The organism is Paracoccus caeni (assembly GCF_016629665.1).
Taxonomy (GTDB): domain Bacteria; phylum Pseudomonadota; class Alphaproteobacteria; order Rhodobacterales; family Rhodobacteraceae; genus Paracoccus; species Paracoccus caeni.
The window spans coordinates 1252241-1275241 of the sequence record NZ_JAEPRQ010000001.1 but is presented as its reverse complement, the minus strand read 5'-3'; the positions used below and the strand labels follow the sequence as shown (position 1 = coordinate 1275241).

24 protein-coding genes are annotated in these 23001 nt (G+C 62.0%); 11 read left to right on the top strand and 13 right to left on the bottom strand.

Going from position 1 to position 23001, the window contains the following annotated elements; translation table 11 throughout:
• Window positions 1-36: 36 nt before the first annotated feature.
• From JJJ17_RS06130 to JJJ17_RS06110, 5 genes are all read right to left on the bottom strand, one after another.
• Window positions 37-597 (bottom strand): F0F1 ATP synthase subunit B, encoded by a 561-nt coding sequence (locus tag JJJ17_RS06130; protein WP_200684513.1) that lies wholly within the window; start codon window positions 595-597, stop codon window positions 37-39.
• Window positions 594-1187 (bottom strand): F0F1 ATP synthase subunit B', encoded by a 594-nt coding sequence (locus JJJ17_RS06125; protein ID WP_200684512.1) that lies wholly within the window; start codon window positions 1185-1187, stop codon window positions 594-596. Before JJJ17_RS06125 ends, JJJ17_RS06130 begins: the two co-directional genes overlap by 4 nt.
• Before the next feature lie 75 nt (window positions 1188-1262).
• Complete coding sequence (locus tag JJJ17_RS06120) at window positions 1263-1499, bottom strand: F0F1 ATP synthase subunit C (protein WP_090611015.1); 237 nt, start codon at window positions 1497-1499, stop codon at window positions 1263-1265.
• A 78-nt stretch (window positions 1500-1577) separates the two neighbouring features.
• Entirely contained in the window at window positions 1578-2327 is a 750-nt protein-coding gene (locus tag JJJ17_RS06115) for a F0F1 ATP synthase subunit A (protein WP_200684847.1), read from the bottom strand.
• On the bottom strand, window positions 2327-2677 hold the full coding sequence (locus JJJ17_RS06110; RefSeq protein ID WP_200684511.1) for an AtpZ/AtpI family protein: 351 nt from the start codon (window positions 2675-2677) through the stop codon (window positions 2327-2329). The genes JJJ17_RS06115 and JJJ17_RS06110 overlap by 1 nt, the downstream gene beginning before the upstream one ends.
• 206 nt (window positions 2678-2883) lie before the next feature.
• Here JJJ17_RS06110 and JJJ17_RS06105 point away from each other — a divergent pair, with 206 nt between their 5' ends.
• The 4 genes from JJJ17_RS06105 to JJJ17_RS06090 all read left to right on the top strand — a co-directional run bounded on the left by JJJ17_RS06105 (window position 2884) and on the right by JJJ17_RS06090 (window position 5286).
• On the top strand, window positions 2884-3231 hold the full coding sequence (locus tag JJJ17_RS06105) for an ArsR/SmtB family transcription factor (RefSeq protein WP_200684510.1): 348 nt from the start codon (window positions 2884-2886) through the stop codon (window positions 3229-3231).
• On the top strand, window positions 3228-4109 hold the full coding sequence (locus JJJ17_RS06100; RefSeq protein WP_200684508.1) for a PfkB family carbohydrate kinase: 882 nt from the start codon (window positions 3228-3230) through the stop codon (window positions 4107-4109). Before JJJ17_RS06105 ends, JJJ17_RS06100 begins: the two co-directional genes overlap by 4 nt.
• The gene (locus JJJ17_RS06095; RefSeq protein WP_200684506.1) at window positions 4106-4303 is read left to right on the top strand and encodes a hypothetical protein; all 198 of its coding nucleotides are present in this window, start codon (window positions 4106-4108) and stop codon (window positions 4301-4303) included. The genes JJJ17_RS06100 and JJJ17_RS06095 overlap by 4 nt, the downstream gene beginning before the upstream one ends.
• Before the next feature lie 65 nt (window positions 4304-4368).
• Window positions 4369-5286 (top strand): pseudouridine-5'-phosphate glycosidase, encoded by a 918-nt coding sequence (locus JJJ17_RS06090; protein WP_200684504.1) that lies wholly within the window; start codon window positions 4369-4371, stop codon window positions 5284-5286.
• Between the two features lie 24 nt (window positions 5287-5310).
• On the opposite strand, the gene JJJ17_RS06085 is transcribed toward JJJ17_RS06090, so the two are convergent.
• A complete protein-coding gene (locus tag JJJ17_RS06085) occupies window positions 5311-5814 on the bottom strand; it encodes an MgtC/SapB family protein (RefSeq protein ID WP_200684502.1) in 504 nt (167 codons plus the stop codon).
• Window positions 5815-5874: 60 nt separating this feature from the next.
• Complete coding sequence (locus JJJ17_RS06080) at window positions 5875-8235, bottom strand: hypothetical protein (protein WP_200684500.1); 2361 nt, start codon at window positions 8233-8235, stop codon at window positions 5875-5877.
• A gap of 183 nt (window positions 8236-8418) precedes the next feature.
• Here JJJ17_RS06080 and prfB point away from each other — a divergent pair, with 183 nt between their 5' ends.
• Complete coding sequence (gene prfB, locus JJJ17_RS06075) at window positions 8419-9546, top strand: peptide chain release factor 2 (RefSeq protein ID WP_200684497.1); 1128 nt, start codon at window positions 8419-8421, stop codon at window positions 9544-9546.
• Between the two features lie 270 nt (window positions 9547-9816).
• Window positions 9817-10800 (top strand): aldo/keto reductase, encoded by a 984-nt coding sequence (locus JJJ17_RS06070; RefSeq protein WP_200684496.1) that lies wholly within the window; start codon window positions 9817-9819, stop codon window positions 10798-10800.
• A 12-nt stretch (window positions 10801-10812) separates the two neighbouring features.
• On the opposite strand, the gene JJJ17_RS06065 is transcribed toward JJJ17_RS06070, so the two are convergent.
• Window positions 10813-11445, bottom strand: coding sequence for a LysE family translocator (locus JJJ17_RS06065; protein ID WP_200684495.1), 633 nt, complete (start codon window positions 11443-11445; stop codon window positions 10813-10815).
• Between the two features lie 163 nt (window positions 11446-11608).
• Between JJJ17_RS06065 and JJJ17_RS06060 the strand changes: the two genes are divergently transcribed.
• Entirely contained in the window at window positions 11609-12682 is a 1074-nt protein-coding gene (locus tag JJJ17_RS06060) for a patatin-like phospholipase family protein (protein WP_200684494.1), read from the top strand.
• Between the two features lie 59 nt (window positions 12683-12741).
• Here JJJ17_RS06060 and JJJ17_RS06055 read toward each other — a convergent pair whose 3' ends face one another.
• Window positions 12742-13497 carry a THxN family PEP-CTERM protein gene (locus tag JJJ17_RS06055; RefSeq protein ID WP_200684493.1) on the bottom strand — a complete coding sequence of 252 codons (756 nt, stop codon included), beginning with the start codon at window positions 13495-13497 and terminating at the stop codon, window positions 12742-12744.
• 437 nt (window positions 13498-13934) lie between these two features.
• On the opposite strand from JJJ17_RS06055, the gene JJJ17_RS06050 reads away from it, so the two are divergent.
• From JJJ17_RS06050 to JJJ17_RS06040, 3 genes are read left to right on the top strand one after another with little or no spacing between them, the layout of a single operon-like run.
• On the top strand, window positions 13935-15059 hold the full coding sequence (locus JJJ17_RS06050) for an SPFH domain-containing protein (RefSeq protein ID WP_200684492.1): 1125 nt from the start codon (window positions 13935-13937) through the stop codon (window positions 15057-15059).
• An 11-nt stretch (window positions 15060-15070) separates the two neighbouring features.
• Window positions 15071-16324, top strand: a complete 1254-nt coding sequence (locus JJJ17_RS06045; protein WP_200684491.1) for a zinc ribbon domain-containing protein — start codon at window positions 15071-15073, stop codon at window positions 16322-16324.
• A gap of 14 nt (window positions 16325-16338) precedes the next feature.
• Complete coding sequence (locus JJJ17_RS06040; RefSeq protein WP_200684489.1) at window positions 16339-17247, top strand: carbohydrate kinase family protein; 909 nt, start codon at window positions 16339-16341, stop codon at window positions 17245-17247.
• Between the two features lie 211 nt (window positions 17248-17458).
• On the opposite strand, the gene hflX is transcribed toward JJJ17_RS06040, so the two are convergent.
• Window positions 17459-18784, bottom strand: coding sequence for a GTPase HflX (gene hflX / locus JJJ17_RS06035; protein ID WP_200684487.1), 1326 nt, complete (start codon window positions 18782-18784; stop codon window positions 17459-17461).
• Complete coding sequence (hfq, locus tag JJJ17_RS06030; protein WP_020949330.1) at window positions 18785-19018, bottom strand: RNA chaperone Hfq; 234 nt, start codon at window positions 19016-19018, stop codon at window positions 18785-18787. It lies immediately after the preceding gene.
• A gap of 125 nt (window positions 19019-19143) precedes the next feature.
• Here hfq and JJJ17_RS06025 point away from each other — a divergent pair, with 125 nt between their 5' ends.
• Complete coding sequence (locus JJJ17_RS06025) at window positions 19144-19656, top strand: hypothetical protein (RefSeq protein ID WP_200684485.1); 513 nt, start codon at window positions 19144-19146, stop codon at window positions 19654-19656.
• 2 nt (window positions 19657-19658) lie between these two features.
• On the opposite strand, the gene JJJ17_RS06020 is transcribed toward JJJ17_RS06025, so the two are convergent.
• Both JJJ17_RS06020 and trkA read right to left on the bottom strand, forming a co-directional pair.
• A complete protein-coding gene (locus JJJ17_RS06020) occupies window positions 19659-21287 on the bottom strand; it encodes a TrkH family potassium uptake protein (protein WP_325168769.1) in 1629 nt (542 codons plus the stop codon).
• Between the two features lie 10 nt (window positions 21288-21297).
• On the bottom strand, window positions 21298-22674 hold the full coding sequence (gene trkA, locus JJJ17_RS06015) for a Trk system potassium transporter TrkA (protein WP_200684481.1): 1377 nt from the start codon (window positions 22672-22674) through the stop codon (window positions 21298-21300).
• Window positions 22675-23001: the final 327 nt, after the last annotated feature.

Sequence of the window (23001 nt, the reverse complement as noted above, 5' to 3'; positions counted from 1 at the left end):
GTTTATAAGATCACTGTCCTGTTGATCTCTTGAGCGTCAGTTCAACCGGCGCGCCACGTCTTCGATGGCGTCGTCGATCCCGGCCGAGCGTTGCCCGCCCTTCACTTGCGCTTCCAGCAGTTCCGAAGCAGCGGCAACCGCCGTCTGCACCGCACGGTCGCGAACAGCGCGAACCGCATCGCCTTCGGCGCTGGCGATTTGCTCTTCAGCGGCTTTCAGGCGACGCTCGATCGAGTTTTTCAGGTCATCCTGCGCCTTGGCAGCCTGAGCCTGCGCCTCGCGCTTGGCGTTGGCGACGATCTGGTCAGCCTGACCGGCCACTTCGCGCTGACGACGCTCGTAGCTGGCATAGATTTCCTGCGCTTCTTCGCGCAGCTTCCGGGCCTCGTCCAGATCCTTGCGGATGTTATCGGCGCGACCGTCCAGCAGACGCCCGATCACTTGCGGGATCTTGAAATAGACGATGATGCCGACGAAGACGAGGAACGACACCAAGACGATGAAGTCGGTATTGGCGAGCCGGAAGAACGGGCCGGAAGCAGCAGCAGCCGGGCCCGCGCTCAGCGCGACGGCGGCGATGGCAGCAAGCTTTTTCATTGCAGGCCCCCCTTCATGCGATTGTCCACGGCCTGATCGACGGCGGCCTGATCGACATTGCCCCCGAAGCTGCGGACCAGTTCGGCGGTGACATCGCGGGCAACCTCGCGCGCATCGGCGGTGGCCGAGTCGCGGATTTCGCGGATGCGTTTCTCCGATTCCGCGGTGCGGGCGGCGATTTCGGCATCGGCATGGGCGATGGCGGCGTCCAGTTCCTTCTGGATCTCGGCGCGGTTGGCGGCGACGATCTTCTGGGCTTCCGAACGGGCATCGGCCAGCGCCTTGTCATAGGCGGCCTCGGCCTCTTTCGATTTCTGCTTGAATTCCTCGGCAGCCATCAGATCGCCGGTGATGGCGCCCTGACGATCCGAGATGACGGATGCGATCCGGGGCAGCGCGATCTTCGACAGCACCCAGTAAAGCACCACCAACGTGATCACGAGCCAGAAGATCTGGTTCGGGAAGGCGTCGATGTTCAATTGCGGCAGACCACCAGAGCTGGCAGCTTCTGCGCCATGCGCTGCGGCATCGCCCGCGTCTTGAATATGTTCGGCCGCGTGGGTTGCGGCGTCTTGCAACAGGCTGATCATGTCCTAACCCCTTGGCCTCTCAGGTCACGAAGGGATGGAGCCTTGGCCCCATCCCGCCGCAAGGATGGCGTGGGATCAGACTGCGAACATCAGCAGAAGCGCGACGAGGAACGAGAAGATCCCCAGTGCTTCAGCGAAGGCCATGCCGATGAACAGCGTGGCGGTCTGACCGGCCGCAGCCGAAGGATTGCGCAGAGCGCCTGCCAGGAAGTTGCCGGCAACGTTGCCCACACCGATAGCAGCCCCGCCCATGCCGATGGCGGTCAGGCCGACGCCGATGTACTGGCCCAGTTCTCCGATATTGCCTTCCATGATAATACTCCTTGCGGTTGGAAGTGGTAGATAGGGTTGAAGCGGTGGCGCAACATGCGCCACCCGATCTGCAGGCCGTCAGTGCGACGGGTGCAGCGCGTCTTTCAGGTAAACGCAGGTCAGGATGGTGAACACGTAAGCCTGAATGCCGGCGACCAGCACCTCAAAGGCATACATGCCGACCACTGCGATGATGGAAACGGGTGCAACGGCGGCGATGCCTGCGAAGGCTGCGAACACCTTGATCACGGCGTGGCCTGCGATCATGTTGCCGGCAAGACGAATGGAATGGCTGACCGGGCGGACGAAGTAGCTGATCACCTCGATCACCGCCAGAACCGGACGGATCGCCAGCGGAGCTGAGCGGACCCAGAACAGGTCAAGGAAATGCACGCCATTCTTGATGAAGCCGATTGCGGTCACGGTGAAGAACACCGCGAAAGCCAGCACGGCGGTCACTGCGATATGCGAGGTGACAGTGAAGGCCATCGGCAGCAGGCCAAGGAAGTTGGCCAGCAGCACGAATATGAACAGCGTCATGATATAGGGGAAGTATTTCAGCGCCTCTTTCCCGGCGATATCCTCGACCATCTTGTGGACGACGCCATAGGTCAGTTCGGCGATGGATTGCGACCGATTGGGAACGATGGCGCGGCCACGGGTGCCGACGACCAGCATCGCCACGGTGGAGACGACGATCAGGAACAGCCACAGCGTCACATTGGTCGGCGTGTAGAACGAAATCTCTCCGGCGCCAAACAGCGGTTTGACATCGAATTGGGAAAGAACTGAATCGAAATGCAAGCCTTCGCCATCCGTCGCCACGATCAATCCCTCTCATCGGTGCCCGGCGCATTCTCGCCCGGCGTTCGGTTAAGTTCGCTCGCGGTGCGCATCATCGTCTTGATACCGGCCGCGAGGCCAAGAAAGATGAACAGGATCATCATCACCGGCATGGTGCCGAGAAAGTAATCCAGTCCGTATCCGATCCCACAGCCAAGCCCGATGCCGGCAACAAGTTCGGTCAACATCCTCCAGGCGACATGCGCCTGATCGTATTGCGCCATCGGTCCCTTGACCTCTGGCTTGGGCTGAAGCTGTGACAGCCGTTCCTCCAGAACACGCAACCGGGCCGCATCTTGGTCCCTGTCATCGCCGTTCCGGGGCCCTTCGGCCATCTTTCACGCCCCCGTTATCCGTTGCGGGGTGTCTAGGGTGGATAAGGCCCCGAGTCAAGCAATGCAGGACGACACACAAGCCATTGAAATTCATATGTTTTGAAACGCGCGTCTTTTCACCGCATGGCTTGCAATCCGCCAAGGCTCCCGACATTATTCAACCGCAAAGTTGAGCATTCTGCCCCTGAAACCACACCGGACCCCACATGACCGCGCCCGCCGCCAACCGTCTCGACCTGATTTTCGCCGCTCTGGCCGATCCGACGCGGCGGCGGGTGCTGTCGATGCTGCTGGAAGACGACATGGCCGTCAGCGACGTTGCGTCACCCTTCGAGATGAGCCTTGCGGCGATCTCGAAGCATCTGTCGGTGCTTGCGACCGCCGGTCTGATCCGGCAGGAAAGGCGCGGTCGGATCACATGGTGCATGCTTGACCCTGAAGGGATGCGCGCGGCTTCGGTCTGGATGCAGGGGTTCGGGCAGTTCGATCCGGTCGATCTGGACGATTTCGAGCGGTTTCTGGAAGCGCAGATCAGCGAATGGAACGAGGAATGAGCGGACAGCCCGATATTCTCTGCATCGGCGCGATGCTGTGGGACGTGATTGGCCGCGCGCCCCGGCGAATGGCCCCCGGCGCCGATGTGCCGGGCCGGATCCGGCATATTCCGGGCGGTGTGGCGCTGAACGTCGCGGTCGCCCTGTCCCGGTGGGGTCTGGTGCCTGCGGTCCTCTCTGCCGTAGGTCGCGACCCCGAGGGTGAGGCGCTGGTGGCCGAGGCCCGGCGCTTGGGCGTTCTGACCCAATGGCTGGCCCGCGATACCGGGTTGCCGACCGATTGCTATATGGGGATCGAGGATAGCGAAGGGCTGATTGCCGCCGTTGCCGACGCCCATTCGCTTGAAGAAGCGGGGGACCGTATTCTTCAGCCGCTGGCGGATGAGCTGGCCGGATGGACCGCGCCGGTGGTTCTGGACGGCAACCTGACCGAGGATTTGCTGGCCCGCATCGCCCGCGATCCGCGCCTTGCGGTGGCCGATCTGCGCGTCGTGCCCGCCAGCCCCGGCAAAGCCGAGCGGCTCGAGCCGCTGATCGCCGCCCGGCGCGGCTGTTTCTATCTGAACCGTCTGGAAGCCGAGATCCTTGCGGGCGATGCCTGCCCCGATGCCGCCAGCGCGGCGGCAGCGGTGGTCCGTCGCGGTGCGGCGCGGGTTCTGGTGACCGACGGTCCCTACCCCGCCGCCGACGCCATCGCCAACGGCCCGACCCTGACCCTTACCCCGCCTGCGGTCACGGTCGCGCGGGTGACCGGCGCAGGCGATTGCTTTCTGGCCGCCCATCTGGCCGCCGAGTTGAAAGGCAACGCCCGTGAGGCCGCCCTGCGGCAAGCGGTCGAGGCCTCTGCGGCGCATGTTTCGGGGAAGGATGTGCCGTGAAACTGTCCGCCAACCAAAGCAGAGGGCAGTGCCCGACCGTGGGTGGGTACCTGCAACAGTCGTTCTTCGCACTTTATCGTGCCGCCCCGCCCAACATCGATTTTGCGCGAAACATCACCGAAGTGCCCGCCCGTCCGGGCGGTCGGGCACTGCCCGGCGGTGCCTGTGGCACCTTGATTCCGGGCGAGATCTGACCATCACCGTAGGGTGCGTGCTCCGCACGCACCAAGCTCCCGACACCAAAAACACGAGACATGCCATGACCGCCCCCCTGACCTACTCAACCGAAACCGCCGAGGCCTTGGCCGCGAACCGTCCCGTGGTGGCACTGGAATCCACCATCATCACCCACGGTATGCCCTATCCGCAGAACCTCGAAATGGCGCGCAAGGTCGAGCAGGTGATCCGCGACAATGGCGCCACCCCGGCGACGATTGCGGTGATGGACGGCCAGATTCATATCGGCCTTGACGATGCCGCGCTTGAGAAGCTGGCCCAGACCCCGCCCAGCGAGGCGATGAAGCTGAGCCGCGCCGATCTGGCCGTCTGCCTGACCACCGGGCGCACTGGCGCAACCACGGTGGCGGCCACGATGATCTGCGCCCATCTGGCGGGCATCCGCACCTTTGCGACCGGCGGCATCGGCGGCGTTCATCGTGGCGCGGAAAACAGCTTCGACATTTCCGCCGATCTTCAGGAACTGGCGCAGACCCCAGTAACAGTGGTGGCGGCGGGGGCGAAGGCGATCCTTGATTTGCCGAAGACATGGGAAGTGCTGGAAACGCTGGGCGTGCCGGTTATCGCCTATGGTCAGGACGAAATCCCCGCCTTCTGGTCGCGCGACAGCGGCCTCCGCGCGCCTTTGCGCATGGACGACCCCGCCCAGATCGCAGCAGCGGCGGATATGCGTGCCCGCCTTGGCCTGAAAGGCGGCCAGCTTGTCGCCAACCCGATCCCGCCCGAGGCCGAGATCACCCGCGACATCATCACCCCGGTAATCGAGCAAGCTCTCTCTGAAGCAGAAGCGCAGAAGATCGCAGCGAAGGAAGTCACGCCGTTCCTGCTGCAACGCATCTTCGAGTTGACCGAGGGCAAATCGCTGGAATCCAACATTGCGCTGGTCCTGAACAACGCCCGACTGGCGGCGAAGATCGCGATCGAGATGGCAAAAAGCTAAGGCAACTGACCAAGGGACGGTAGGTCAGTCTTTCTCGTCCGGCTCGGGCAGCAACGGCTTCACCACGACGCGGATCATCCAAAGCGTGATCAGCGCAAGCCCGGTGCCCAGCACGGCCAGAACCCCGTCACCCGTCCCGCAGGCCAGCCCGATGGCACCTGCAAGCCACATCGACGCACCCGTCGTCAACCCGCGCACATTGCCGCCGCTGGTGATAATCGAGCCAGCGGCAAGGAAGGCCACGCCCGCCGTGACCGCCTCGATCAGCCGCAACGGATCGACGCGCAAGGTCGTCTCGGTGGTGCCGGGGAAGATCGTCAGCTCCATCGCGACGATGGTGAACATGGCCGCCGCCATCGCGATCAGCATATGGGTGCGCAGCCCGGCAGCGCGTGATTTCACCTCGCGCTCCCATCCGATCAGCGCGCCCAACAGCAGCGCCAGAAACAACCGCGCGGCGACGGTCACGATGGGGATCGCCTCGGCAGGGGTGAACAGGTCGAGGATGGCGTCGGTAAGGGCGGTCATGGTGGCTCCCTGCACAGCTTTGCAGCCGCAACGCCCCGCAGTGTCAAAGAGTTGCGACGATCAGCGTGCCGCCACCGCCCCCTCACCGCTGCAAATAGAAGTCAGCGCTGTTTCGTAAGGCGCCGCAACGCGCATTTGGCCGGTCTGGGCAGACCTTGTGCGCAAATGCTCTTCTTCGCAGATCATTTTCGCGTTCAGGTTCCGCTCGATCCCGCAGAAACTGCTTTGGCCCAGATACCAACTGACGGTGAAGTTCAGATCCTTCAGTGGCAGTTCATACATCGCCACGGCATCCAGCCGACCCCGCCAGCCGCTGAACGCCCGGTTCCACGACAGACCCTGACGCGCCTGCCATGCCCCGAAGAAGGTCGCGACTGGCGCGCCGACCAATCCCTGCGTCGTCACCGGCGGATCATCCTTTGGCGGGGTCAGATCATCCGCACAAGCACCCGAAGACGGGGCATGCCGCGTTTCCTCATCAAGGGTTCTGAGCGCGATCAGACGGATGTCATTCACCACGGCTTTTTCCGGCAGGCGGTTCAGAATGTCATGCAGGGTCTCGATCCCCGAATTGTCGAAATATCCGCCATCGACATATTGGTGAACGCCTTCATCGTAAGGCACGCCTCCCTCGATATTGCCGGGCTTCTTGTCGTTCAGAATCCGCGCAGGCGCGGTGACCAACGGAAAACGGGCCGAGATAAAGGCCGCCGTCGCAACCGGAATATCGCCCGCGGTTTCCAGAGCCAGCGGCAGATTGTTTCGCCCGACCTGCCCCGCCGATGAAAACGGCGACAGCACCACCCGATCTCCTGTCTCGACATGCGTGGTGTTCAAAAGCAGCGCCGGAACCTGCCGCTCGGGCGACCACGACTTCGCCAGATCAAGCAGCAGCGGGTTTTCCCCATCGGTGAGGCCAGCGGCATTTCGGATCAGCGACAGTTCCAACTGCCTGCCACGCTCTAGCCGCAGGGATTCATCAAGCGAGGACAGCGGGACGATTGTATCCACCGTATCCCATGTGAACATCCGCGCCATGACCGGGCTCAGATAATCCTGCGCCAGAATCTCGCGCACCTTCTGCTGATGGCAATCGGGGGCAGCGTCGGGCGCATCGCAGACCCCTGACTGCCGGATCGCCCAATAAGTCGCGGCACCAATCGAGCCACCCGAGACGCCGCTGATCGCAAAGATCGAGCGGGCATATTCATCGCCATAAAGATCAGTGTTCTTGGCCAGATACATGGCGGTGAAATAGGCCGCGAAAAGGCCGCCCCCCTCTGCCGCGATCAGTCGCACCGGCTCGCCCGCATCCTCTGCCGGGCGGGCCAGCCGCCATGCGGCCAGAGCATCGCCGATCTCGCTCCGCTGACCGTCGAAGGTCGAGCCAAGGATCAGGTTGCATCCGGCCAAAGCAGGACACAGCCGTCGGTTTGCCTCTCCCCAGGCAAAGGTCAGCGTGGCCAGAACCGTCAGCGCCACCGCTACCACCCGCTCTTTCCGCGAGGTTTTGCCGGGATAGAAAAAGACGGTGAAGCAGTAGATTGCCATCAGGATCAGGAACAATCGCGCCCCTTCCCGGCCAGACGCAGCCGCGATCAGTCCCAGAACCGCAAAGATCAGCGGGATTTGTCCATAGCTGAGAACCGAAGAAAGCCGCGTCAGCCCGGCCAGCGCGAAAGCCGCGACCGAGACGAAACTCAGCGTCACCGCAATCGGACCAAGCCAGACCGAGGCCGCAGGAAAGATCGCGACCAGAAGCAAAAGAAGCGCCGAAACCCAGGTTGCGGGCTTGCGATAGCGCAGGCCCAGCCGGATCGGTCGATCTACGACACGCTTGGTCGCATCGAAGATCTTGCGCAGCAAACCCTTTTTCTGCGGGTCGGAGGATGGGGGAGGCAGGAAGATGTTAAGCCCCGACAGCACCGCCAGCGAAAGAAAGATCACCGTCGGGATCAGCAGCAGTTGGGCGAACAAGGTGACATGATCTTCGCCCAAAAGGATCCGCATCATCGCAATGACCACGGCAGCCAAGGGCAGACGCCCGACCCATGTCAGCAGGATCGTTTCGATATTCGGGTTATGCGCACCGAAATGCCGGTCGGTATCCAGCGCATATTGGGTGGCCTGATAAAGCGTCGGCGGCAGAAACAGAAAGCCCAGCAGGGTCGCGACCCCGGCTACGATGCCGGAAATCCCCTGATTGCGGATATTTTCGACCACGCCCAGAAGCGCCTCGTGCGAGGGATCGAAGACGGCGAGAACAAAGGAGAACACCACCGCGACAAGGATCGGCCCCCATGCATATTCAAGCGCATTGCCGAATTCTTCGCTGAAAGACGGCGCCTCGCGCGGCTTTTTGGGCGGATTGTTCGGCCCGGTGTTGTGTTTGGCAGGATCGTCATCGGCAATATGGGACATCGCGAAAAACCTCTCACCATAAAATAGATCTAATATGTCTTATTTTTCTTCTTTACTGAACTTATAATTTCACCCGACCTCGTCTCCTGATCGATTTCGGCTATCCTCAAAAGGCGGCAACCCTTGTTCAGACGCCCATCGCAGGCTATCTGTCCCGTCTGAGAATTCACGAGGATCCGCCCCATGCGCGCCGAGACGCAGTCCACCATCGAAGCCATCCGCAAATCGCTGACCCTGCTGGGCCAGCGGATGGATTGGCAGACCGCGCCGCATCGCCTTGAGGAAATGAACGCGATGATCGAAGCGGGCGATCTGTGGTCCGATCCGGCCCGCGCGCAGAAACTGATGCGCGAACGGCAGGCTTTGTCCGACGCGATCGAGACCTATAAGCGGATCGACACCACCCTTTCCGCCAATGCCGAGATGGTCGAACTGGCCGAGGATGAAGGCGATGCCGAACTGGTGGCCGAGGCAGAGGCGAACCTGAAGGAACTGGCCCAGCTTGCCGCGCAGAAAGAGCTTGAGGCGCTGCTCAATGGCGAGGCGGATGCCAACGACACCTTCCTTGAAATCAACGCCGGTGCGGGTGGGACGGAAAGCTGCGACTGGGCCTCGATGCTGGCGCGGATGTATGTCCGCTGGGCCGAGAAGAAGGGCTATGAGGTCGAATTGCTGTCCGAGACGGCAGGCGACGAAGCGGGCATTCGCAGCGCCGCCTATAAGATCACCGGACATAATGCCTATGGCTGGCTGAAATCGGAATCGGGCGTGCATCGTCTGGTCCGCATCAGCCCCTATGACAGCGCGGCACGGCGGCATACCTCGTTCAGCTCGATCTGGGTCTATCCGGTCGTGGACGACAATATCGAGATCGAAGTGCCGGATCGCGACATCCGCATCGACACCTATCGTTCGTCTGGCGCGGGCGGTCAGCACGTCAACACCACCGACTCGGCGGTGCGGATCACCCACCTTCCGACCAATATCGTCGTCACCAGTTCCGAGAAGTCGCAGCACCAGAACCGCGCCAACGCCATGGCGGCACTGAAGGCGCGGCTTTATCAGATGGAACTGGACAAACGGAACGCCGAGATCAACGCCCAGCATGCGGCGAAGGGTGAGGCAGGCTGGGGCAACCAGATCCGCTCTTACGTGCTGCATCCCTATCAGATGGTGAAGGATCTGCGCACCAGCGAAGAGACCAGCGACACGCAGGGCGTTCTGGACGGCGATCTGGACAACTTCATGGCCGCGACGCTGGCGCTTGATGTCGCTGGCAAAAGCCGGGCCGAGGCGCAGTCGGACGACTGATCCCGTAACGGACCGACAGGTTAGCGTCCCGCTCGCCTTATGCGAGATGGGTTGGATTTTTCGATCACCCCATGAGTGCGAATTTACGCAAATTTGCGTAAAGGTTGCATCTTCCTGCAACACTGAGCGGCGCGTGCGATTCAAGTGATGTTGGGCACTTGACAGTCAGGTCAGGTTCTCGCGAAAACTATCAAATGTTTATCCGTTCATGATCCGGTTCCTTGTATTTTTGAAACCCGGGTCGGAGTTGCTTTTTTACAGGATGTTGCAATGCAGAAACGGCAGTTGGGTCGTGACGGACCATTCGTTGGGGCAGTCGCACTTGGGACGATGAACTTCGTCGATACCTATGGACCAGCCGAAGACAAGGAAAGTCTGCGCTGTATGTCCGAATCCCTTGAAATGGGGGTCAACCATCTGGACACGTCGAACGTGTATGGGATGGGCCGGGCCGAAGACCTGCTGGCGCAGTTTCTGAAGAAGAACCGCGACCGGGTGGTTCTGTCCAGCAAAGCCGGGATCACCCGCAATCCGGACCACCCTTTCGACAATTCGCCCGAATTTCTGCAGAAGGCTCTGGAAGGATCACTGCGGCGTCTTGGGACCGATCACATCGATCTCTACTATCTCCACCGGCGCGAGGCTGCACGGCCGATTGAAACGGTGATGCATACGCTGCTGCGTTTCCAGCAAGAGGGGAAAATCGGCGCCATCGGCCTGTCCGAGATTGCCCCCTCGACACTGGAACGCGCCCGCTCGGTCGCGCCGGTGGCGGCTGTGCAGTCGGAATACTCGCTATGGACGCGCCTGCCGGAACTGGGAATGCTGCAGGCGACCCAGCAGGCGGGCACGGCCTTCGTCGCCTTTTCGCCCATCGGTCGCGGTGTCTTTACCACCCTGCCCCCCGATCCCGCGCAGTTCGACAAGCATGACTTCCGCAGGATCATGCCGCGTTTCGATCAGCGCAACTGGCCCTACAATCTGGCGCGGCTGAAACATTTCGCCGACTATGCCCGCGATCATGGTGAAACGCCCGCCGCGCTTGCCATTGCCTGGGTGCTGGCCCGCGCACCGCATGTGATCGCCCTGCCCGGCACAAGGCGGATCGAGCATATGAGCGAGAATGTCCGCGGCGCCTCAATCACCCTCTCGCCCGAACAGCTTGCCGAGATCGAGGCGATCCTGCCCCTCGGTTGGGCGCATGGTGAGCGTTATGGCGAGGCCATGCATCGAGGGCCGGAACAATATTGCTGACCGGGAACGGTTCTAGCGCTTGGATTCTGTCAGCATTCTGACCGCCAAAGCGGCCAGAACCCCGCCCATCAGCCAACGCTGCACGCGCGCCCAGCCCGGGCGGCGTGCCAGAAACAGCGCGATGGAGCCAGCCGCAAGAACGATCAGCGTGTTGACCATGATGCTGACGGCGATCTGCGTCGTGCCCAGCATCAGCGACTGCGCCAAAATACCGCCATGCCCCGGCTGAATGAATTGCGGCAGCAGCGACAAATACAGGATCGCGATCTTCGGGTTCAGCAGATTGGTCAGGAAGCCCATCAGGAACAGCTTGCGCGGACTGTCAGGCGGCAGATCGGCCACCTCAAAGGCACTGCGCGCACCGGGTCGCAGCGCCTGCCACGCCAGATACAGCAGATAAAGCGCCCCCGCGATGCGCAACGCATCATAGGCGAAGGGCACGGCCAGCACGATTGCGGTAATCCCGAAAGCCGCGCAGAGCATGTAAAAGACAAAGCCAAGCGCCACCCCGCCCAGCGAGATCATCCCGGCCCGCCGACCCTGACAGATACTGCGCGAGATCAGGTAGATCATGTTCGGCCCCGGCGTCAGAACCATGCCAAGCGCGACAAGCGCGAAGGCCAGATGTGCAGTCGGATCGGGCATAGGGGCGACCTTTATGTGAAGGGATCACGTCACTTAGCAATGCGCGCGGGGGATTGGTCAAGGGTCCGGAACGCGACGGAAAGGCGGGAATAAGCTCTGGCGCGACCCGTTCTGCGGGTGTTAGCCTCAATGCTGCAAGTGCGAAATAACGATTGGGCCGAAGATGGACGAGAGAAGCATCAATCTGGCGCTGCAGGGTGGCGGCGCGCATGGCGCCTTTGCCTGGGGCGTGCTGGACCGGCTGCTGGATGAAAAATGGCTGACCATCGCCTCGATCAGCGGCACCTCGGCCGGGGCGCTGAACGGCGCTGCGCTGAAGGCCGGATTGTCACGCTTTCCGGGGATCAGGGGACGGATGGCCGCGCGCGAAAATCTGGACGATCTGTGGTCCCATGTCGGCAAGATGAGCGACAATCGCATCATCCAGTGGATGCGATCGCTGATCCCGATGCCGCCCGATCTGGGCCGCCTGACCGAGCTTTTCTCGCCCGCCGCATGGATGGAGGGGCTGACCCGCATCTTCAGCCCCTATGATTACGGCCCGTTCTACGTGAATCCGCTGGCGATGGTGCTGCGCGGTCTGCCGTATCCGAACTTCAGCAATCATACCGGGCCAGAGCTGTTCGTCACCGCAACCAATGTCCGTACCGGTCGGATTCGCGTCTTCACCGGGCTGGCCGCCACCCCCGATGCGGTGATGGCCTCGGCCTGCCTGCCGAACCTGTTCCGCGCGGTCGAGATCCACGACCCCGATACCGGCAGGATGGAGGCATTCTGGGACGGCGGTTATACCGGCAATCCGGCGCTGTTTCCGCTGTATCGCGGCGGCCTGCCCCGCGACATCGTCATCGTGAATATCAACCCGCTGATCCGCGACGGCATCCCGAAAACGCCGATCGAGATCGCGGACCGGGTGAACGAGGTCAGCTTCAACGCCTCGCTGATGGCGGAACTGCGGTCGATCAACTTCGTCAAGAAACTGCATGATGAGGGGCGGCTGACCAACCGGCCGATGAAGAACCCGCTGATCCACATGATCCTTGACGACAACCTGATGAACGACCTGAATGCGAGGTCTAAGCTGATGCCGGCTCCGGGTCTGCTGCAGCGGATGAAAGAGGCGGGACAGACGGCAGCGGACAGTTTCCTGCATGAACACGGCTCGTCCATCGGCAAGAAAGATACTGCCGATCTGCAAGCACTGTTCGAAGGCTCCGGCGTTATCGGGCTGGAGTAACCCAGACATGAAAAAGGGCCGCAATTGCTTGCGGCCCCGACTATACCCGTGAGTGGGTTTCAGCTTTTGCGATTGCGGCGACGGCTGGCCATGGCCAGACCGCCCATCCCCGCCATCAGCATCCAGGCGGCTGCAGGAAGCGGGATCGGTGCCGGCTGAATGTTCTCTTCATAGGTGAACCGCGCCTTGATGGTCGCCTGGTTCGTCTGGTTCTCAACGGTCCAGAACTCATCCCCGATGTCGAAGCCGTTCACCGCGAAGACGTATTTGCGGGTGATGTTGCCATCGACAATCTCGAAGCTGTCGGTCGAATTCGGGTTGGTCACGGCAGTGACCTGATCGGCGCAGCCATTGATGTTGACGCCCGAACCTTCGGTGCCACCATCTGCACAGGGGTTATCAGAGTTGCCGGTTTCCCAGTGATTGAACACGAATTGTGAGGTCCGGGTATAGATCGTGCTGCTATCCGAACCCAGATAGAATTTGAACGTCACGTCCAGGCTGGCCGAGCTGATCCCCGTGCCGGCGGTGATCGGAAAGTTGTGATGGGTGAAAGTGCCAAGCGTGAAATCGACATCCTGCGCGGCATCCAGCGGCGTGCCTTCGGGCGTGAAATCATAGCCGCTTTGCGCATTGGTCGGCGTGCCCCACCGAACCGTCGAGGTTGCGCCGTTGTTGATATTCACCTGCTGGCCGCCGACGACATTGCTCCATGCGCCGCTGATATCGGTGACGGTCAGCGTCGCCGCCTGTGCACCAATCGCGGTCAACGCGATGATCGAGGCGCCGCACAGTGCGGACTTAAACATATTCATATTCGTTACTCCTCCCTGCCGGGAAGCGGTCCGCGCAAGCAATTGGCGGATCCCGCTGGCTACTGATATGATCCTGTAGGTTGGATCGTGCTAATTAACGAAGGTTAACATAGCACCTATCCTCCGTAAGTCGATGAAACTTATGATAAATACCACCGAAGGTTGAATCTTCCTCTAGGCGAAATCTCGCGCAAGGCGAATTAACGTCGGCACATAATCGCTATTATCCATCCCCGGTTGAAAACCACCTGCCAAATAACCTTCACCTAAACGAATCACTGTTTTCCTGCGCACATCAGGCCGGGCACGACTGCGTGTCCGCTGTCATCGATTGGCGTTTCATCGGTTGCAAAACCGTCGATGCTGCAGGCATGCTGCGTGACGAACAAACCTGCACCGACAGCAACGGCAGAAGAAGAAAAACGGAGACCACGGCCATGAGCATCTTCGACATTCTCGGCGGCGAATTCATCGAGATCATCGAGTGGACCGACGACAGCCGCGACACGATGGTTTACCGCTTCCCCACCGTCGGCAAGGCGATCAAATACGGCGCCAAGCTGACCGTCCGCGAGGGGCAGGCAGCCGTGTTCATCCATGAGGGCCAGCTTGCCGATGTCTTCGGGCCGGGGCTTTACCTTTTGGAAACGAACAACATCCCGATCATGACCCGGCTTCAGCACTGGGATCACGGCTTCCGCAGCCCGTTCAAATCCGAGGTTTATTTCGTCAACACCACCCGTTTCAACGACCTGAAATGGGGCACCAAGAACCCGATCATCGCCCGCGATCCCGAATTCGGCCCGGTCCGTTTGCGCGCCTTTGGCACCTATTCGATGCGCGTCACCGATCCCGCGAAATTCATGTCCGAGATTGTCGGCACCGATGGCGAATTCACCCGCGACGAGATCGCCTTCCAGATCCGCAATATCATCGTGCAGGAATTTTCGCGGATGATCGCGGGCTCGGGAATTCCGGTGCTGGATATGGCCGCGAATACCGGCGATCTGGGCAATCTGGTTGCCAAGGCGATCAGCCCGACCATCGCCGAATACGGCATCACGTTGCCGGAATTTTATATTGAAAACATCAGCCTGCCGCAGGAAGTCGAGAAGATGCTGGATAAGCGCACCTCGATGGGAATCGTCGGCGATCTGGATCGCTTCGGCCAATATGCGGCAAGCGAAGCGATGCTGAATGCATCCCAGAATACCGGCGGTGCCGGGGCTGGTATGGGGGCTGCGATGGGCGCGGCGATGGGCATGGGAATGGCGCAGCAGCGGGCGACGGGTCCATGGGGTCCGGTGCCGCAGGCGGGCGCAGGCACGCCGCCGCCCTTGCCGGGCAACAATGCCGAAACCGTCTGGCATGTGGCGCTGAACGGCGCCGCTCAGGGGCCTTACGGGCGCGCGCATCTGGGTCGTCTGGTCAGTGAGGGCAGCTTTACCCGCGAAACGCTCGTTTGGTCACCGGGTCTTGATGGTTGGAAGGCCGCCGAGGATGTGCCGGATCTGGCGCAGTTGTTCACCACGCAGCCGCCGCCGCTTCCGGGGGCGTCCTGATCGCCTGACCGATGCCGACGCCCCAGACCGAACACCGCTATCCCTGCGAGAATTGCGGGGCCTCGCTGCGCTTTCAGCCGGGGCAGCAGATGCTGGTCTGCGATTATTGCGGCCATCAGCAGAAGATCGGCGACGGCGCGGGTCGTGCGCCCGCCCGCCAGCCGCAGGACCGGGGCGAGACGGCGGTTCTGACCGATCCCGAAACGGGTCGCGCGCTGCAATGGGATGCCGGTCACAAATCCCCGGAACTGGTTGAAATCCCGCTGCAAAAGGGTCTGCGGCTTGATCAGAACCTTGATATCGCGCTGGATATCCGCACGCTCTCTTGCCCGAACTGCGGCGCACAGATCGAGATCGAGGGCGCGGGCCATTCCACCGAATGCCCCTTTTGCGCCACGCCTGTCGTCACCGACACCGGCACCGCCCGCAAGATCAAGCCGCAGGGCGTGCTGCCGTTTCGCCTGACCGAGGAACAGGCCCACAAGGCGATGGAGGACTGGCTGGGCAATCTGTGGTTCGCGCCGTCGGGTCTGACCGCCTATGCCCGGCGCGGTCGCAAGATGCGCGGCATCTATTCGCCCTACTGGACCTTCGACGCCCGAACCCGGTCCGAATATTCCGGCCAGCGCGGCGATTATTATTATGAGACGGTCTATGTCACCCAGAACGTCAACGGTCGCAGTCAGCGTGTCGCGCAGCAGGTGCGGCGGGTGCGCTGGCGCAGCGCCTCGGGCCGGGTAGCGCGGGATTTCAACGATGTGCTGGTGCTGGCCTCGGCCTCGCTACCGCGTCGTTTCGTCGATGCGCTGACACCGTGGGATCTGTCGCATCTGCGCGACTATCAACCGGCCTTTCTGGCCGGGCTGGAGGCCGAGGGCTATACGATCCCCCTCGCTGACGGCCACGGCATCGCGCGGCAGGAAATGGCAGGCGTGATCCTGAACGACGCGCGCCGTGATATCGGCGGCGACGAACAGCGCGTGACCCATATTGCCACCGATTATGCGGACGAGACCTTCAAGCATGTCCTGCTGCCGGTCTGGACCGCCGCCTATCGCTATAACGGCAAAAGTTTCCGCTTCGTCGTCAACGGCCAGTCTGGCCGGGTCATGGGCGAACGTCCGTGGTCGGTCTGGAAAATCGCCGCCGCAGTAATTGCTGCACTGTTGGCGCTAGCAGTTTTCCTTTTCTTTGCCGAAGGAGGAGGTTACATCGACATTGGCTCCGCCATTTCATCGGCGGATTACGTGATTCAAGGTTACTGACGCGGGAGAGAAGAATGATCCTTTGCACGGGCGAGTCGCTGATCGACATGGTGCCGGAAAACGGCGCTTATCGCCCCCTTGCGGGTGGTGCGGTCTATAATACGACCGTGGCGCTTGGCCGTCTGGGCGAGGAAACCGGCTATCTCTGGCCGCTGAGCCGCGATCCCTTTGGCGAGCAGTTGATCGCCCCTCTGGCCGAGGCCGGGGTGAATATCGATCTTTGCCCGCGGACCGACCGGCTGACGACGCTGGCTATGGTGACGCTGGAAAACGGCCATGCAAAATATTTCTTCTATGACGAAGGCTCGGCAGGCCGGATGTTCGCGGAAGACGACATCGCCGCCCTGCCCGCCAATGTGACGGCGCTTTTCGCGGGCGGCATCAGTCTTGTCCCCGATCCCTGCGGCGCGACGGTCGAGAAACTGATCGCCGACAACCATGACCGCATCCCGGTGATTCTTGATCCGAATATCCGGCCCTTCTTCATTTCGGACGCAGATGCCTATCACGCCCGCCTGAAACGCCTGCTGGCGATGTCGGACATCGTGAAACTGTCCTCGGACGATATCGACTGGCTCTATCCGGGCCTTTCGACTGCCGCGGCGGCACAGGAAGTGCTGAATAGCGGCGCAAAGATCGTTCTGCACACCTCGGGCGAGGAAGGCGCGACTGCCTATTGGTCGGGCGAGCCGGTCAGTGTTGCGGCCAACCGTGCAACCGTGGTGGATACGATTGGCGCAGGCGACACGTTCAATGCCGGTGTCATGGCCAGTCTGCGCCAGCAAGGCGTGCTGACCAAGGACGGCCTTGCCGCCCTGACGCCCGAACAGTTACGTGAAGCGCTGGCTTATGGTGCGAAGGTTGCGGCCATTGTCGTTGCCCGTGCGGGCGCGAACCCGCCTTGGGCGCGCGAACTGGTCTGATCGACAGAGCGAAGGGCAGTGCTCAGCCGCGGTTGGGCACCTGCAACGGCTGTGCTAAACACTTTATGGTGCCGCGCGCCCTGCCATATCTGTAGCGCGTGACCTCACCAAAGTGCCCAGCCGGGGGCGGCTGAGCAATGCCCGGCGGTGCCTTTCAGGCACCTTGATTCCGGGCGGGCGCTTTACCTTCATCGTGGAAAGAAGGGCCTGCTTACTCCGCGTCCAGCGCCTCGAAACCGGCTTTCTGGCGCTCGGTCCAGCGCAGGTGCAGGACCAGACCGTCCGTGCCCGATTCCTCGCGCTCAACCACGCCTGCATCATGCAGCCAAGCGCGCCGACGCCCGTCCGAGAAGGCCAGCGTGACCACCGCAGGGCTGCGCGGCTCGTCCAGCACCTCGGACAATTGGGCGTCAATGGCGGCGATCAGATCGTCCAGCCCCTCGCCGGTCAGCGCGCTGACAGCCTGTACGCCTTCGGTCCGGGCATCGGTGCGGCGCAGCGCGGCACGGGTATCGGCGCCAAGCGCATCGATCTTGTTCCAGACCTCGATCAGCGCCACATCTTCATCGACCCCCAAGCCATCAAGGATTTCAGCCACATCGGCAGCCTGCTCCTCGGTTTCGGGGTGGCTGATGTCGCGGACATGCAGAATCAGATCGGCCTCTAGCACCTCTTCCAAGGTGGCGCGGAAGGCGGCGATCAACTCGGTCGGCAGGTCGCTGATGAAGCCCACCGTATCCGACAGGATGATCCTGCGACCGCCCTTCCCGCCCTTGGCGTCCGGCAGTCGCACCGCCCGCATCGTCGGGTCCAGCGTGGCGAACAGCATGTCCTTGGCCAGAACCTCGGCCCCGGTCAAGCGGTTGAACAGCGTCGATTTTCCGGCATTGGTATAGCCGACCAAAGCCACAATCGGATAAGGCACCTTTGCCCGCGCAGCGCGATGCAGCGTGCGGGTTTTCACCACCCGCTCCAATTGCCGCCGCAGCCGGGTCATCTGTTCGTCGATAGCGCGGCGGTCGGCCTCGATCTGCGTCTCGCCGGGACCGCCGACAAAGCCAAGCCCGCCCCGCTGACGCTCAAGGTGGGTCCACGCCCGGACCAGCCGGGTCCGCTGATAGCTGAGCGCGGCCAGTTCGACCTGCAGCACACCTTCTCGGGTCCGCGCACGGTCGGCGAAGATTTCAAGGATCAGCCCGGTCCGGTCCAGAAGTTTGACGTCCCAGTCCTTTTCAAGATTGCGCTGCTGCACCGGCGACACCGCACCGTCAATCAGCACAAGTTCGGCCTCGACCTCCTCCAGCCGCGATCTGATCTCGGCCAGTTTGCCCTTGCCGAACAGTCGGCCCGGATCGGGCTTGCGCAGCTTGGCGACCTCTGATCCGACGATCTCGATCCCCGGCAGCGCATGGGCCAAGGCCACAGCCTCGGCCAGCGCATGTTCGGGTTCACGCCGCTGCGTGCGGGTGTTGCCCAGGTCGGGATGGATCACATAGGCGCGGGTCGGCCTGGCCTCGGTCGAGGTGGGTTCAGCCAATCAATCCTCGCCTTCGTAAAGCGAGATCGGCTGGCCCGGCATGATCGTGCTGATCGCGTGCTTATAGACAAGCTGCGACTGTCCGTCGCGGCGCAAAAGCACACAGAAATTGTCAAACCACGTGATGACGCCCTGCAACTTGACGCCGTTGATCAGAAAGATCGTGACCGGCACCTTGGCCTTGCGGACATGGTTCAGGAAAGCGTCCTGAAGATTTTGCTTGTCGCCAGCCATCGTTCGTCCCCGGTCCTGTTTTTATGTTTACACCAAAGATATCTAGGGCAGCGAAGCCGCCCATGCAAGTTGATGTAGAAACCACAGTTCACCCAACCTCAAACCGATTCCTGAAAGGTAACAGAATGCCGCTTTTGCGCAGATTGGCATGGTTCACGGCCTTCGGAGCCGTCATCCTTGCCGCATTTCTTTCGGTTTTCATCGGTTGGCGAATGATGACCGCGGTTCAGCCGCCCCCGGATGAGGGGCCTGTCGGCGCCGACGGTCAGCCTCTGCCCGGTCCGGGCTGCAGGAATCAGCCCTTTGTCGAAGGCAGCCTGAACGATGAGCTGCGCAGCAGGTTAAGCGAAGATCCCGATGCGCTGGCGCTGATCATCGATGACATCAATTGCGATGATGGGGGACGGGACGTGCTGGCCTATGGCCTGTTCAAGGCCAGTCCGGCGCTAGACATTGTCACCAGCGAAGCCCGAGAAGAACCTTTGGACGACGCAACCCTTGTCGCGCTTTATCCCAAGGCGCTTGAACTGGGTCAGCCGGTCATGGTCTCGGGTCTGGGCAAGCAAGGCGCATTCGAAGCCTTCTTTTACACCGACCCGGGTACCGGCCGCACATTCTTCCGCTTCATGAGCTTCTAGGATCATTTCCGCCAGAATTCGGGCGAGAACAGCGCCAGAATCGCCAGCGTCTCCAACCGGCCCAGCACCATCGCCCCGGCCAGCACCGATTTGGTGAAGACCGGCAGGCCCGACCAGCCCTCCCACGGGGCAGAGGCAATGCCCGCCGTTCCCTCGAAAGTCGGGGTTAGCGGGATCGCCCCGGCCAGCGGCCCGGTATTGGTCAGCGCGGCGATTGACAGGATCGTCGCGGTCTCGAACTGGATCGGCTGGATCGAGACAAGCGTGATCGTCACCGCAATCGAGACGGCGAAAAGCATGAAAAAGATGAAGGCCAGATAGGCCCCCTCGCGCCGCAGCCGCCGCGCCATCACCCCGCCACCGGCGACCGAGTTCGGGTGAATGATCCGCTCCATCTCGCGCTCGCCGTGCCGCGCCAGGGCATAGACGCGCATCAGCTTGACCCCGCCCGCCGTCGTCGCCACCCCGCCGCCCATCATCGCCAGCCCAGCAAGGATCAACCCCGGCGTGGTCAGGCCGGACCATGTCCGCGCCCCCTGCCAATCGACCGAATTCCAGCCGGTCGTGGTCAAATAGCTCATCGCGTTGAACAACCCGCCCCAAAAGGCAGCCAGCGCGTGATACAGATCCATCGCCATCTGCGGCGCCTCACCCGCGCCGGTCTGGGTCTCAATCGCGCCGATGAAGTGCCGCAGGAACAGCATCAGCGCCACCAGCGTCACCAGCGCCGTCGCCAGTTTCAGTTCGGGATCGTCGCGCAGCCGGTCGGTCACCCGCAATTCCTCGCCCCCCGGCCAGAAGCGGCGGGACAAAGCCGGGATCAGGAAGATCACCACGACCATCTCACCCGGCACCCCTGATGCCTCGCCCGCATGGCCAAGGACCGGGGAGATGCCACTGGTCGAAAGCGTGCCCATCGCCCGGCACAAAGCCACCAGCGAGGCATCGCCCAGCATCAACAGAAGCACCCACAGGATCAGCGTCAGCACCGCATAGACCGGAAACACCTTCACCGAGGCGCGGATCAGCCGATAGGTCGGATCGCTGACATAAGTGGCAAAGCCCGGCGATGACAGATGTGGCTGTCGGACGCGCTGCACATCCGACTGCGGCAGACGCTCGAAATATTCGCGGCGGCCATAGGGGGACGAGGTCAGTTCAAACCCGCCAACCCGCAGTGGCGCAAGGATCGCGACCGCCGTGACCAGAACGAAGAACCCGCCCATCCAGCCGACCAGCGCGCGCCAAAGGTGCAGCGGCTCGGGCAGCAGATCGGCGGAATAAAGTGACGCGCCGGTGGTGGTCAGCGACGACAGCATCTCCCACCAGGCATTGAAGAAGCCGGTATCGGGCAGGCTTTCCGCAAAGGGGATCGCCATGATCAGCGGCAGGCAGGTGAAAACGATCACCAGATTGAGCAACGCCTCGGGCGCATTGCGGCGGCGCTTGCGCGACCATGTGGCCAGCCCGATCATCCCCGAAACGATCAGCACCAGTAGGCAGCAGTAGAAGAAGTTCCGCGCGATTTCCTCGTGATTGGTGATCGAGGCGAAGGCGGCGGGGATCAGCATCGACAGTGCCGTGATGATGCTGACCAGCACCAGAAGCGGAAGGCGGAGAAGAACGGTCACGGCCCGCGCCTCAGAAGAAGTCGATCGAGACCTGCAACAGGCGCTCGACCTCGGGGACATCTTCGGTCATCGCGAAGATCAGCACCACATCGCCTTCCTCGATCCGGGTATCCGGCGTGGGCTTGACCACCTTGTCGCCCTTTTGCACCGCGCCGATCAGCGCGCCTTCGGGAAACTCGATATCGCGGATCATGCGGCCCGACATCGGTGAGGTGGACAGAACCTGCGCCTCCATCACCTCGGCCTCGGCGTCACCGACCGAATAGATGTCACGCACCCGGCCGTGACGAATATGGCGCAAAATGGTCGAAACGGTGGTGGCGCGCGGGTTGATATAAGCGTCAATATCCAGCGCGGCCATCAAGGGCACCAATGTCGGGTCGTTGATCAACGAGATCGCCATCTTGGCGCCCTCTTGCTTGGCGCGGACGGCGGCAAGGATATTGGTCTTGTCATCCGCCGTCACCGCCAACACCGCATCGGCACTGGCGACGGCAGCCTCATCCAGAAGTTCCGCCGACAGGCCGTCACCGCTCAGCACGATGGTCCGTTCCAACTGATCGGCGGCAAATTCGGCGCGTTCCCGGTCACGCTCGATCAGCTTGACGCGAACCCGCTCGGCCCGGCCTTCAAGGGTCTGCGCAACCACAAGCCCGACATTGCCCGCACCGATAATGACCAGCTTTTCCTGCTTCTGCGGCGGCTTCCCAAAGATTTCCAGCGTTCGCGGCACGTCGTCGATATGGCTGAAGATATACATCTGATCGCCCGCGAAAAGCTGATCTCCGGCTTCGGGTGCGAACAGACGCCCCTCGCGGCGGATGCCGACGACGATGGCGCGGAGGCTGGAGAACAGCTCGTTCAACTGCCACAAGGGCGTGTTCAGCGCCGGGCAATCCTCTTCGAGGACGATGCCCAGCATCTGGACCTTGCCCTTCATGAAGGTCTCGACATCGAAGGTCGAAGGCGCGGACAGCCGTTGCAGCGCGGCCTTGGCGACCTCTCGTTCCGGGCTGATGACCACGTCGATGGGTAGGTGTGAGGTGCTGTAAAGGTCGGAATAGATCGCATCCAGATAGGCGCTGCTGCGCAGCCGGGCGATCTTGCGGGGCACCTGAAAGACCGAATGGGCGACCTGACAGGTGACCATGTTCACCTCGTCCGAATGGGTGGCGGCGATGATCAGATCGGCATCGCGCGCGCCTGCCCGGTCCAGCACGTCGGGATGGCTGGCAAAGCCGATGACGCCCTGCACGTCCAGCGCCTCGGTGGCGCGGCGGATCAATTCGCCATTATTGTCGATCACGGTCACGTCGTTGCGTTCGCCCGACAGGTGCCGCGCGATCTGCCAGCCCACCTGACCCGCGCCGCAAATGATGATCTTCATGCCGGTCCTCTTGTCCCGCTGCGATGACGCATCGCTACTGCGTATGCCTGTGCAGGTTGCGGCGCAACCGGCGATGTTTGGATGGAGTTGATGATGCGGCGAACGGGTCACGCACAGTGGACACAACGTCCGTCAGCGAGAGCTGAGGGCATTGCCCGGCCGTGGGTGGGCACCGCGACGGTCGTTCAGGGCACTTTATGGTGCCACCCCGTCGTCGCTATATGAGGCGCGCAGCATCACCGAAGTGCCCGCCCGTCCGGGCGGTCGGGCACTGCCCGGCGTCGCCCAAGGGCGACTTGATTCCGGGCAGGCGCTTCTTCTTCACCA

Bases quoted from the DNA above. Each gene is read 5' to 3' on its own strand.
- JJJ17_RS06130 (WP_200684513.1), bottom strand. From the start codon at position 597: ATGAAAAAGCTTGCTGCCATCGCCGCCGTCGCGCTGAGCGCGGGCCCG.
- JJJ17_RS06125 (WP_200684512.1), bottom strand. From the start codon at position 1,187: ATGATCAGCCTGTTGCAAGACGCCGCAACCCACGCGGCCGAACATATT.
- JJJ17_RS06120 (WP_090611015.1), bottom strand. From the start codon at position 1,499: ATGGAAGGCAATATCGGAGAACTGGGCCAGTACATCGGCGTCGGCCTG.
- JJJ17_RS06110 (WP_200684511.1), bottom strand. From the start codon at position 2,677: ATGGCCGAAGGGCCCCGGAACGGCGATGACAGGGACCAAGATGCGGCC.
- JJJ17_RS06105 (WP_200684510.1), top strand. From the start codon at position 2,884: ATGACCGCGCCCGCCGCCAACCGTCTCGACCTGATTTTCGCCGCTCTG.
- JJJ17_RS06100 (WP_200684508.1), top strand. From the start codon at position 3,228: ATGAGCGGACAGCCCGATATTCTCTGCATCGGCGCGATGCTGTGGGAC.
- JJJ17_RS06090 (WP_200684504.1), top strand. From the start codon at position 4,369: ATGACCGCCCCCCTGACCTACTCAACCGAAACCGCCGAGGCCTTGGCC.
- JJJ17_RS06085 (WP_200684502.1), bottom strand. From the start codon at position 5,814: ATGACCGCCCTTACCGACGCCATCCTCGACCTGTTCACCCCTGCCGAG.
- JJJ17_RS06080 (WP_200684500.1), bottom strand. From the start codon at position 8,235: ATGTCCCATATTGCCGATGACGATCCTGCCAAACACAACACCGGGCCG.
- prfB (WP_200684497.1), top strand. From the start codon at position 8,419: ATGCGCGCCGAGACGCAGTCCACCATCGAAGCCATCCGCAAATCGCTG.
- JJJ17_RS06070 (WP_200684496.1), top strand. From the start codon at position 9,817: ATGCAGAAACGGCAGTTGGGTCGTGACGGACCATTCGTTGGGGCAGTC.
- JJJ17_RS06065 (WP_200684495.1), bottom strand. From the start codon at position 11,445: ATGCCCGATCCGACTGCACATCTGGCCTTCGCGCTTGTCGCGCTTGGC.
- JJJ17_RS06060 (WP_200684494.1), top strand. From the start codon at position 11,609: ATGGACGAGAGAAGCATCAATCTGGCGCTGCAGGGTGGCGGCGCGCAT.
- JJJ17_RS06055 (WP_200684493.1), bottom strand. From the start codon at position 13,497: ATGAATATGTTTAAGTCCGCACTGTGCGGCGCCTCGATCATCGCGTTG.
- JJJ17_RS06050 (WP_200684492.1), top strand. From the start codon at position 13,935: ATGAGCATCTTCGACATTCTCGGCGGCGAATTCATCGAGATCATCGAG.
- JJJ17_RS06045 (WP_200684491.1), top strand. From the start codon at position 15,071: ATGCCGACGCCCCAGACCGAACACCGCTATCCCTGCGAGAATTGCGGG.
- JJJ17_RS06040 (WP_200684489.1), top strand. From the start codon at position 16,339: ATGATCCTTTGCACGGGCGAGTCGCTGATCGACATGGTGCCGGAAAAC.
- hfq (WP_020949330.1), bottom strand. From the start codon at position 19,018: ATGGCTGGCGACAAGCAAAATCTTCAGGACGCTTTCCTGAACCATGTC.
- JJJ17_RS06025 (WP_200684485.1), top strand. From the start codon at position 19,144: ATGCCGCTTTTGCGCAGATTGGCATGGTTCACGGCCTTCGGAGCCGTC.
- trkA (WP_200684481.1), bottom strand. From the start codon at position 22,674: ATGAAGATCATCATTTGCGGCGCGGGTCAGGTGGGCTGGCAGATCGCG.